Genomic DNA, 11,779 nt, shown 5'->3' with positions numbered 1-11,779 from the left:
AGCGGCAGAAGAAATATGATAGCGTTACCCATTATTTAATGAACAACGGCGGATCTCAAGTTACTTTAACGTTTACTCAATTTGATGAGTTGCTATTTCCCCATTCAGGTCTTCCTAAAACAGCTCGAACAGAAATCGATTGGTGGGCCAATGACCACAAACATCCCGAAAAAGGTGCTTATGGCTGGTTGAATGCGGGATATCAAGTCGTTCAGGTGAACATTTTAAAGGAGTACGTTGTTTTTAATAAACTACTAAAATCCAACTGGCTTTTCGAATAATAGTGTGTGATCATATATAAGTAGTAAGCGTTGACAAAATAGACGGTTCTACTATAATAGATGTAAAGAAGTGAGTGAAAGGTGTTATATTAATAAAGAAAAGAAGGGATGATTGAAGATGGCTAAAAAAACAATTATGTTGGTTTGTTCTGCAGGAATGAGCACAAGCCTACTCGTAACAAAAATGCAAAAAGCGGCAGATGCTCAAGGATTGGAAGCAGACATTTTCGCTGTATCCGCATCTGAAGCAGATAATAACTTAGAGAGTAAACCAGTAGATGTTCTACTATTAGGCCCCCAAGTCCGCTTTATGAAAGGTGATTTTGAAAAACGTCTTGAACCAAAAGGTATCCCGCTCGATATCATCAATATGGCGGATTACGGCATGATGAACGGAGAAAAGGTATTACAACAAGCGTTGAATTTGATTGAGAATAAATAAGTTTAAAAATAGACAAGACTAAAACCTGAGTCAATAAGAAAAAGCGTTTCTTATGATTATTTAGTTTTTAAGAACTTGAGCATAACTCTTTTAGTTATGCTTGAGTTTTTTTTTGCAAAAATAATAACGAAAAAAATGCGTAGTTTATTAGTGGAGGGGGGAACATGAAAGAATTATGGGGAAGAAAAGTTTTGCTCAAAGAAATAAAGCAGCTAACCAATCACTATCAATGTTTGCCAACGATGAAAGAAAGGACAATTAAATCGATCGAATGTCTTCGCTGCGGACAAATTCATGAGAAACATACTGTAAGCCTTTTTAACGGCGTTTATTTTTGCCCCGCGTGCATTCAATTAGGACGTGTGGATACGGGGCAGTGTTTTTATCATCTTCCCGAACCTGAACTGATACCAAGAAGCGTTGATTTTTCTTGGGAGGGTGAACTTACTAAAGGGCAACAGGAAGTTTCTGATAGCTTATTGACTTCAGCAGATAAAGGAGAATCTAAAATGATTTGGGCCGTCACAGGTGCTGGTAAGACCGAAATGTTGTTTAAAACGATCTATGATTGTTTGAGTAAAGGAAAGCGAGTAGCAATTGCTTCACCACGAGTCGATGTTTGTATGGAACTATTTCCTAGAATACAGGCAGTTTTCCCGAACGAAGAGATGATTTTACTTCATGGGAAAATGGAAGAAGACTATCGATATACCAAGCTCTTAATCTGTACAACACATCAATTATTACGCTTTTTTCAAGCATTTGATCTACTGATTATTGATGAAGTGGACGCTTTCCCGTTTGTTGGCAATCCGCTATTGCAGTATGGCGTAACTCAGGCAGTCAAGTCAAATGGCTCGCTTGTTTATTTAACTGCTACTCCGACTAAAGATTTAATGAAAAAGACGAGCCAAAATCAGCTTAAGCTAAGTATTTTACCAGCACGCTATCATCGAAGAAGCTTGCCTGTTCCAAAATTAAAATGGTGCAATCGTTGGCAAAAGAGAGTGACACGTGGAAAAGCTCCCAGTGGATTGGTTGCGTTGATCCGTCAATTGATCGCTAATAATGACCTGTTGATTTTTTGTCCCAGCATTGTGTTGATGGAACAATTAGAAAAAACGCTTAGGAAAACATTTTTGGATATACCCTTAGCTTGTGTTCATTCTCAGGATGCAGAAAGAATCGAAAAAGTTCTGAACATGAGGAACAAAGCATATCGTATTTTGATCACCTCTACGATTTTAGAAAGAGGAGTGACATTTGACGGGGTCTCTGTGATTGTATTAGGCGCAAATCATTCCGTATTTTCTACCGCTGCTTTAGTTCAGATCGCTGGCCGTGTGGATCGCAAGATGAAATATACTGCTGGAGAAGTTTGGTTTTTACATGATGGCTGTACGCAAACGATCAAGGCAGCTGTTCAACAAATCAAAAAAATGAATAGAATCGGAAGAGAGCGTGGACTGATCGATGAGCTGTAATTATTGTCATCAACAAATAACTAGAAATTTAACATTGGCCGAAATTTTTCTGCCTAAGCGGATAATCACTGAGCAGTTATGCTCACAATGTAGTAAAAAATTCCGACGTTTGACTCAAAAAAACAGTTGCAAAGGCTGTCAAAAACAACAGAGCAAAGAGTTCTGTACAGACTGCAGTCAATGGCAAAAGTTATTTCCAGATTACGAGTTTCACCATGAAGCACTCTTTTCCTATGATCAAGCAATGCAAGAGTGGATGGAAGAATATAAATTTAAAGGGAATTATCAGCTTCGTCATAGCTTTGCTTTAGAACTAAAAGCATATTTCAAAAGAAAATCCAATATGATTGTGATCGCTGTACCTGTATCAAAAGAACGCATGGCTTCGAGAGGATTCAATCAAGTCGCTGGGTTGTTAGATGCCGCTGGAATCGCTCATGAACCTTACTTAGTGCGTTTTTCCAATGGTTTATCTCAAGTTCAAAAAAATAGAAAAGAGCGTATGAGCTTAGAGCAGCCCTTTAAATTGACTGAAACAGCTGAACGCGTCATCAATAACCAGGAGGTTTTGCTCGTGGATGATATCTATACAACAGGTCGGACGATTTTTCATGCCGCCGAAGTTATTTTAGAAAAAAGACCCGCAAAACTGCATACGTTTTCTCTCGCGAGATAACAGTAAAATTAAAATCAAAAATCGACCGCAATTTTGTTGGCAAAAGAAGGATAGTTCGTTATAATAGAATTAAGAAGAAGGATAACAGAGTGGTCCTTTTATTCCTTCTTTAGTGTCAGATGAAAGGGGTAATTGTTATGTTTAGATACAATGTGCGTGGAGAAAACATCGAAGTTACTGAAGCTATCCGAGACTATGTAGAGAAAAAAGTAGGGAAATTGGAACGCTACTTCAGTGATTCACCTGAAGCAACTGTTCATGTAAACTTAAAAGTATATACAGAAAAAACAGCAAAAGTTGAGGTTACGATTCCTCTACCTTATTTAGTTTTACGTGCCGAAGAAACATCACCAGATTTATATGCAAGTGTTGATTTGGTTGTAGATAAATTAGAACGGCAAATCCGTAAGTTCAAAACAAAAATCAATCGTAAATCTCGCGAAACTGGAATGAATACTGCGAAAGCAGCGATTTTCCTTAACGGTGAAGAAACACAAGAAGAAGCACCAGAACTAGATATTGTTCGTACAAAACGTCTTTCATTAAAACCTATGGATAGCGAAGAAGCTGTTTTACAAATGAACATGCTAGGACATAACTTTTTCATCTTTGAAGATTCAGAAACAAATGGAACAAGCATTGTTTACCGTCGTAAAGATGGCAAGTATGGCTTGATTGAAACAGACTGATCGATTAGAGTAACGTTGATCGATGATATTTTGAGATATTGAAGAGACTGAAGCAAGACGGCAGACGTTTTGCCGCAGTCTCTTTGCTCATTTTAGTACTATTTACATAATAAAAATGCTATAATAAATCGTTAATATTGATAGAAGTTATTTCCTTTCTGGTCAACTAATGATAAAATGGAAAGGATGATTGTGCATTTGGTGCAAAAATAAATAGAGTTTATTGAAAGGAACACTTAAAAACATGGCAAATTTTTTGAAAAAGATGATCGAAAATGATAAAAAAGAATTGAAACGATTGGAAGGTATTGCGGCTAAAATAGAAAGCTTTGCATCTTCCACTGAAGCATTGAGTGATGAAGAATTAAAAGCAAAAACGGCTGAATTCAAAGCGCGTTACCAAAAAGGCGAAACCTTGGATCAGTTATTACCAGAAGCTTTTGCTGTTGTTCGTGAAGCAGCGAAACGTGTATTAGGTTTATATCCATACCCTGTTCAGCTGATGGGTGGGATCGTATTACATGATGGAAATATCCCTGAAATGAGAACAGGTGAAGGGAAAACCTTGACTGCGACAATGCCGGTTTACTTGAATGCTTTAACTGGTGAAGGCGTACACGTTGTAACCGTCAATGAATACTTGGCAACACGTGACTCAGACGAGATGGGTGAGCTTTACAATTTCTTAGGTCTGACAGTGGGTCTAAACATCAATTCAAAAACATCAGAAGAAAAACGTGATGCTTATAATTGTGACATCACTTACAGTACGAATAATGAATTAGGCTTTGACTATTTACGTGATAACATGGTCGTGTATCGCAATCAAATGGTACAACGTCCGTTAAACTATGCAATCGTGGATGAAGTGGATTCGATTTTGATCGATGAAGCACGTACACCATTGATCATTTCAGGACAAGCAGAAAAATCAACTGCTCTCTATACACGTACGGACAATTTTGTAAAACGTCTAAAAGAAGAAGAAGACTATAAAATCGATGTCCAGTCTAAAACAATTGGTTTAACAGAAGCGGGAATCGAAAAAGCTGAAGAAAATTTTGGCTTAGAAAACTTATATGACATTGAAAATACAGCCTTGACTCACCATATGGATCAAGCTTTGCGTGCCAACTACATCATGTTACGTGACATTGATTATGTGGTTCAAGAAGGTAAAGTTCTAATTGTTGACCAATTTACAGGACGTATCATGGATGGTCGTCGCTATTCTGATGGTCTACACCAAGCGATCGAAGCTAAAGAAGGTGTAGAGATCGAAGATGAAACAAAAACAATGGCAACAATTACATTCCAAAACTATTTCCGTATGTACAAAAAACTTGCGGGGATGACAGGGACAGCAAAAACAGAAGAAGAAGAGTTTCGTGAAATTTATAATATCCAAGTATTCCAAATTCCAACAAACCGTCCAATCATTCGTGACGACCGTGCTGATTTACTCTATCCAACATTGGATAGTAAATTTAAAGCAGTCGTTCAAGATATCAAAGAACGCTACCACAATGGTCAACCAGTATTGGTTGGTACAGTGGCTGTTGAAACATCAGAGCTGTTATCAGAATTACTGAATAAAGAAAAAGTACCGCATGAAGTTCTAAATGCGAAAAATCACTTCAAAGAAGCGGAAATTATTATGAACGCAGGTCAAAAAGGCGCAGTAACGATCGCGACCAACATGGCTGGACGGGGAACAGATATCAAGCTCGGCTTAGGCGTTATTGAACTTGGCGGATTAGCTGTTATTGGTACAGAGCGTCATGAATCACGCCGTATCGATAACCAATTGCGTGGACGTGCTGGTCGTCAAGGAGATCCAGGGGTTTCTCAATTCTACTTATCTCTTGAAGATGACTTGATGAAACGTTTCGGTTCTGAACGAATCAAAGCGTTCTTGGATCGTATGAATATTGAAGAATCTGATGCAGTGATCCAAAGTAAAATGCTAAGTAAGCAAGTTGAGTCAGCACAAAAACGTGTAGAAGGAAATAACTATGATACACGTAAAAACGTGCTACAATACGATGATGTAATGCGTGAGCAACGTGAAGTTATCTATGCGCAGCGTTTAGAAGTAATCATGGAAGAAAATGAATTGACAGAAACGTTATTGAACATGGTAAAACGCACAATTTCACGTGTTGTAGAAAGCCATACACAGCTTGAAAAAGAAAATTGGAACTTAGAAGGAATCGTTGATTTTGCCTCTTCAACACTCGTTCACGAAGACTCTATTTCAAAAGCGGACATTGAAGGCAAATCACCAGAAGAAATCAAAGAATATTTGGTTAAACGTGCTCAGGAAGTTTATGATACGAAAGCTGAACAATTAAATGGGACAGAACAACTGCTTGAATTCCAGAAAGTTGTTATCCTAAGAGTTGTAGATACAAAATGGACAGATCATATCGATGCAATGGATCAATTACGTCAGTCTGTTGGTTTACGTGCTTACGGACAAAACAATCCATTGGTTGAATATCAAACAGAAGGTTATAACATGTTTGAAGAAATGATCGGTGCGATCGAATATGAAGTGACTCGTCTGTTTATGAAATCAGAAATTCGTCAAAATGTTCAACGTGAACAAGTGGCACAAGGGGAAGCTAGTCATCAAGGCGATGATGAAGAACCGCAAAGCAATACAAGTGCAAAGAAAAAACCAGTACACGTTGAAGAAAAAATTGGAAGAAACGATCCATGTCCTTGCGGCAGCGGTAAAAAATACAAAAATTGCCACGGCAAAGATATGTAATAACCAATGAAGGTGAGGTGGCCCCTCACCTTCATTAATTATGTTAGCGAGCATAATCGAAAGGAAGAAATGGTCATGGAAAATGCTGAAATTCGAACACTTTTAGATGAAATGAATCAATCAATCACAAGCTTCAGGGGGTCTCTTTGACTTAGATCAGTTGGAAGAAGATATTGCAGAAGCCGAAAACAGAATGGCGGAACCTGGATTTTGGGATGACACAGAAACAGCTCAGCAGCTGATCAATGAAACAAATATCCATAAAGAAAAATTCCAGCAATTTCATCAATTTGCAGATGAACTGGAAGAATTAGAATTGATGAGCGAGATGCAGCAGGAAGAATATGATGCTGAGACTCAGACGGAATTAGAAGAACGATTACTGGCGTTGAAAGAAAAGTTAAGTATTTATGAACTCTCTCTTTTATTAAACGAACCTTATGATAAAAATAATGTCATCATGGAATTACATCCAGGAGCTGGTGGAACCGAGTCGCAGGATTGGGGCAGCATGTTACTTAGGATGTATACTCGATGGGCAGAAAGTCATGGTTTCCAAGTAGAAATTCTTGATTATCAGGCTGGAGATGAAGCTGGGATCAAAAGTGTGACGCTTCTAATTAAAGGATATAATGCCTACGGCTATTTAAAATCTGAAAAAGGTGTCCATCGTTTAGTTCGAATTTCTCCTTTTGATTCTGCTAAACGTCGCCATACTTCATTTTGCTCTGTGGATATTATGCCTGAGTTGGATGAAAACGTGGAAATCGATATCAATTCGGATGACTTGAAAATCGATACGTATCGTGCAAGTGGAGCCGGTGGACAGCATATCAATAAGACAGAGTCAGCCGTTCGGATCACCCATATTCCTACTGGAACAGTCGTTGCCAGTCAAGCTCAACGTTCACAATTAAAAAACAGAGAGCAAGCAATGGGGATGTTAAAAGCAAAACTTTATCAACTGGAGATGGATAAAAAGGCGCAAGAAGCTGCTGCGTTACGTGGAGAACAGCTAGAAATCGGTTGGGGCTCCCAAATACGTTCTTATGTTTTTCATCCTTACTCAATGGTTAAAGACCATCGAACTAATTTTGAAACTGGAAATGTACAGGCTGTAATGGATGGAGATTTAGATGGTTTTATCGATGCGTATTTAAAACATCAACTAAATTGAGATGTTTACATAAATGAAACAAAATTGTAAACTCTTGAAAGAGCCTTGAAACAAAGACATGTTATAATGATTGATAGTCTAGAAAACAGAGATGGAGAGAATACCCCATGATTGAAATGAAAGATGTAATGAAGAAATATTCGAATGGTACAACAGCTATCCGCAATATTTCAGTAGAAATTAACCAAGGTGAATTCGTTTATGTGGTTGGTCCTTCAGGTGCGGGGAAATCAACATTTATTAAATTGATGTACCGTGAAGAAAAAGCAACAAAAGGGCGCTTGAAAGTTGCCGGCCATGATTTAATGAAAATAAAAAATGCGGAAGTCCCATATCTTAGAAGAGAAATCGGGATTGTCTTTCAGGATTATAAACTATTGACGAAAAAAACAGTTTATGAAAATGTAGCCTATGCAATGCAGGTTATTGGCCGTAAGCCAAGGGATATCAAAAAACGAGTAATGGAAGTTCTTGATTTAGTTGGACTAAAACATAAAGTTCGTGTTTTCCCGAGTGAATTATCTGGTGGGGAACAACAGCGTGTATCAATTGCACGGGCAATTGTAAATACACCTAAAGTTCTGATTGCAGATGAACCGACAGGAAACCTTGACCCTGAAAACTCATGGGAGATCATGAAATTATTGGATCGGATCAATGCTCAGGGAACGACAGTCGTAATGGCGACACATAATAGTACGATTGTAAACACGATTCGTCATCGCGTTATTGCCATTGAAAATGGTCGTATTATTCGAGACCAAGCGGAAGGAGAGTATGGCTACGATGATTAGAACGTTCTTTACTCACGTCCTGGAAAGTATTAAAAGTTTAAAACGTAACGGCTGGATGACGATTGCTTCTGCCAGTGCAGTTACGATTACTTTAGTTCTTGTTGGGATTTTTATGGCAGTGATCTTCAATGCGACCAAGTTAGCAAAAGATATCGAAGAAAACGTAACTGTTTCGGTCTTTGTTGATATTGGTACGACACCAGAAGAAATGCAAAAATTAGAAAAAGAATTAAATAAAATCGATAATGTTGAAACGATCTCTTATTCAAATAAGGATCAACAATTGAAAAAAATCCAACAACAAATGGGTGAAGCATGGAACCTATTTGAAGGGGATAGCAATCCATTATATGATGTTTACTATGTAAGTGCGAAAGAACCATCAGATACGAAGAAGATTTCGCAAAAAGCAGCAAAACTGCCAAATGTCTTTAAAGCAGATTACGGTGGCGTATCATCCGATAAGATCTTTAGTATTGCCGGCAAGGTTAGAACTTGGGGATTAGGGGCAGCAATTTTACTATTGTTTGTCGCTGTGTTCTTGATTTCTAACACGATTCGTATTACGATTCTTTCTCGTCAAAGAGAAATCCAAATCATGCGATTAGTTGGTGCAAAAAACGGATATATCCGCTGGCCATTCTTTATTGAAGGGGCTTGGATCGGATTAATCGGGGCAATCATCCCGATTCTGTTATTAACATTTGGCTATCAACAATTTTACAATTTATTCAACCCTCAATTATTGCGCTCAAATTATTCACTATTAAAACCAGAATCATTTGTTTGGCAATTAGATTTATTGATGGTCGTGATTGGGATGACGATTGGTTCATTAGGTTCGATCATTTCAATGAGACGTTTCTTAAAAATTTAATAGAAAAAAAGCAGACGAATTTCGTCTGCTTTTTCTTTACTTATTTTCATAAGTTCGTTATGCTTTAAAAGGGGATCAATGGGTTTGCGGATTGGGGGAATAGATGAAGTTTTTATATGAGAATTTATTTGTTATTATTTTTATTGCGAATATGCTTTTATCATTGATTATTGTATTTCGTGAAAGAAAGCAAACAGCACAAACATGGTCTTGGCTGTTAGTGCTGATGTTTATTCCTGTGTTAGGTTTTATTTTATATATATTCTTAGGTCGAGGAATCTCCAAAGATAAGATCTTTGATATGAAAATGCAGCCTAAAATCGGGATGAACGCTGAAATAGAATCAGAAAAACAATCATTGTTGAGAGGCCTATTTCCGCATCCGGCAACAGGTGATGTTGATCCAAAGCAGTTGATCTATATGCTGACGGTATTTGAAAGTTCATTGTATACAACAAATAATGAGCTTCTTCTTTATACGGATGGACGGGAAAAGTTTGACGGCTTAATTAAAGATATTCGAGAAGCAGAGCATCACATCCATATGGAATATTATATTTATCGTGGAGATAATTTAGGTAAAGAACTGCGGCAGGAACTAGTTAACGCAGTGAAACGAGGCGTTAAAGTTAGGTTACTCTTGGATGCCTGGGGTTCAACTCAAGTAAATATGAAATTTTTTGAAGAGTTGCGCCATTTAGGAGGAGAAGTTGCCTTCTTCTTTCCATTATTTGTACCTTATTTAAATCCTAGGATCAATTACCGGAACCATAGAAAGATCGTTGTGATCGATGGGAAAATTGGTTATACTGGCGGCTTTAATGTTGGCGATGAATATTTAGGCAATGTAAAAAAATTCGGTTATTGGCGTGACAATCATTTACGGATTCACGGTGAAGCTGTTTACAGTTTGCAGAATCGCTTTTTGATGGACTGGAACTCACAACATAGAAAAGAATTAAGCTATGATTCAGCATTTTTTCCACCAATTCATTCTAAAGGAAAAAAAGCAGCTCAGATCGTAACCAGTGGACCAGATTCAGAGCATGAGCAAATCAAAATGACTTATTTAAAAATGATTTCGATTGCTAAAAAAGAGATTTTGATCCAGACACCGTATTATATACCAGATGCATCGATTCATGAAGCTCTGAAACTAGCTTTACTGTCTGGTGTCAAAGTTCGTATTCAGATTCCCAATAAACCAGATCATATGCTGGTGTATTGGGCGACATATTCATTTTCTGCAGAACTATTAGAGTATGGTGCGATTATTGAAACATATGAACATGGGTTTATTCATGCGAAGACAATGATCATTGACGGTGGTATTGTTTCTGTAGGTTCGGCCAATATCGATGTACGCTCTTTTCGCTTAGATTTTGAAGTAAATACAATTATTTATGATCAATCTTTTGCAGAAGAAGTTCGCTCGGCATTTTACGAAGATTCTAAAGTATCGGAATTATTAACAGAGGAGAAATACCGCAATCGAGGGGTCATTATTAAGCTCAAAGAAGGGTTAGCACGTTTGATTTCGCCATTATTATAAGAATCTATTGAAGAGACTGACACAGCACTCATTGAGTTGCTATGTACAGTCTTTTTTTATGTGAAATGTTATTTAATTCGTGAAATAAGCTAATTTGGAAACTTATAATTTTCAAGTTAAAAAGTTAATGTTAAAATAAATTGATGAATTGAGTTTGGAGGAATATAAGCTAAATGAAAAAGAAAATGCTATTATTTTTTAGTTTAATCGGATTAGTTACATTATCAGGATGCGCGAAATGGATCGATCGTGGCGAATCGATCACGGCAGTTGGCTCTTCAGCGTTGCAGCCGTTAGTAGAAACTGCTGCTGAAGAATTTCAAAGCCAAAATCCAGGTCGTTTTATCAATGTCCAAGGCGGAGGAAGTGGAACAGGACTGAGCCAAGTTCAATCAGGTGCTGTTGATATCGGAAATTCTGATTTGTTCGCTGAAGAAAAAAACGGGATCGATGCAGCTAAGCTGACGGATCATCGAGTAGCCGTGGTTGGTATTACACCGATCGTTAATAAAAATGTTGGTGTATCAGATATTTCATTAGAAAATCTGAGAAAGATTTTTTTAGGAGAAATCAAGAATTGGAAAGAAGTTGGCGGGAAAGATATTCCAATCGTTATGCTCAATAGAGCTGCTGGAAGTGGGACAAGAGCAACGTTTGAAAAGTGGGTGCTTGACGGGAAAACAGCGATTCAGGCACAAGAGCAAGACTCAAGCGGTATGGTTCGCTCGATCATTGCAGATACGCCTGGAGCAATTAGCTACACGGCATTTTCATACGTGAATGATGAGGTAAACACGCTAAGTATTGATGGCGTAAAACCGACAGATGAAAATGTCACCACAAATAAATGGATTATCTGGTCCTATGAACATATGTATACGTTAGGTACGCCCAAACAACTAACAGAAGAGTTTTTAGCGTTTATGCTATCAGATGATGTACAAGAAAAAATCATTGGTCAGTTAGGATATATCCCCGTTTCTAGAATGGAAGTGGAACGTGATTGGCAAGGAAATTTAGTCAAATAAACG

Annotated in this window: 11 protein-coding genes; all 11 read left to right on the top strand. The window is 37.7% G+C overall.

Features of this window, described 5'->3' with window-relative positions:
* Positions 1-38 precede the first annotated feature (38 nt).
* The 11 genes from CC204_RS06315 to CC204_RS06265 all read left to right on the top strand — a co-directional run bounded on the left by CC204_RS06315 (position 39) and on the right by CC204_RS06265 (position 11,776).
* Positions 39-281 carry a DUF7662 domain-containing protein gene (locus CC204_RS06315; RefSeq protein WP_227011259.1) on the top strand — a complete coding sequence of 81 codons (243 nt, stop codon included), beginning with the start codon at positions 39-41 and terminating at the stop codon, positions 279-281.
* 118 nt (positions 282-399) lie between these two features.
* Entirely contained in the window at positions 400-723 is a 324-nt protein-coding gene (locus CC204_RS06310; protein WP_087641556.1) for a PTS sugar transporter subunit IIB, read from the top strand.
* Between the two features lie 164 nt (positions 724-887).
* Positions 888-2,207, top strand: coding sequence for an ATP-dependent helicase ComFA (locus CC204_RS06305; RefSeq protein ID WP_088269400.1), 1,320 nt, complete (start codon positions 888-890; stop codon positions 2,205-2,207).
* Positions 2,197-2,883: a ComF family protein gene (locus CC204_RS06300; RefSeq protein ID WP_088269399.1), complete on the top strand. Its 687-nt coding sequence runs from the start codon at positions 2,197-2,199 to the stop codon at positions 2,881-2,883. The genes CC204_RS06305 and CC204_RS06300 overlap by 11 nt, the downstream gene beginning before the upstream one ends.
* A 137-nt stretch (positions 2,884-3,020) precedes the next feature.
* Entirely contained in the window at positions 3,021-3,572 is a 552-nt protein-coding gene (hpf, locus tag CC204_RS06295) for a ribosome hibernation-promoting factor, HPF/YfiA family (protein WP_088269398.1), read from the top strand.
* A 244-nt stretch (positions 3,573-3,816) separates the two neighbouring features.
* On the top strand, positions 3,817-6,348 hold the full coding sequence (secA, locus tag CC204_RS06290) for a preprotein translocase subunit SecA (RefSeq protein ID WP_088269397.1): 2,532 nt from the start codon (positions 3,817-3,819) through the stop codon (positions 6,346-6,348).
* A gap of 75 nt (positions 6,349-6,423) precedes the next feature.
* A protein-coding gene (gene prfB, locus CC204_RS06285; RefSeq protein ID WP_120308901.1) for a peptide chain release factor 2 occupies positions 6,424-7,525 on the top strand; the annotation gives its coding sequence in 2 pieces (ribosomal slippage) (positions 6,424-6,495 and positions 6,497-7,525; 1,101 coding nt in all).
* Positions 7,526-7,632: 107 nt separating this feature from the next.
* Positions 7,633-8,319, top strand: coding sequence for a cell division ATP-binding protein FtsE (ftsE, locus tag CC204_RS06280; RefSeq protein WP_087641284.1), 687 nt, complete (start codon positions 7,633-7,635; stop codon positions 8,317-8,319).
* On the top strand, positions 8,312-9,196 hold the full coding sequence (gene ftsX, locus CC204_RS06275) for a permease-like cell division protein FtsX (protein WP_087641285.1): 885 nt from the start codon (positions 8,312-8,314) through the stop codon (positions 9,194-9,196). The genes ftsE and ftsX overlap by 8 nt, the downstream gene beginning before the upstream one ends.
* A gap of 103 nt (positions 9,197-9,299) precedes the next feature.
* Entirely contained in the window at positions 9,300-10,748 is a 1,449-nt protein-coding gene (cls, locus tag CC204_RS06270; RefSeq protein WP_088269395.1) for a cardiolipin synthase, read from the top strand.
* A 173-nt stretch (positions 10,749-10,921) separates the two neighbouring features.
* Positions 10,922-11,776, top strand: coding sequence for a phosphate ABC transporter substrate-binding protein PstS (locus tag CC204_RS06265; RefSeq protein WP_088269394.1), 855 nt, complete (start codon positions 10,922-10,924; stop codon positions 11,774-11,776).
* Positions 11,777-11,779: the final 3 nt, after the last annotated feature.

Source organism: Enterococcus wangshanyuanii, assembly GCF_002197645.1.
In the GTDB taxonomy this organism is placed as follows: Bacteria; Bacillota; Bacilli; order Lactobacillales; family Enterococcaceae; genus Enterococcus_L; species Enterococcus_L wangshanyuanii.
This window is presented reverse-complemented; position numbering and strand designations above follow the sequence as displayed.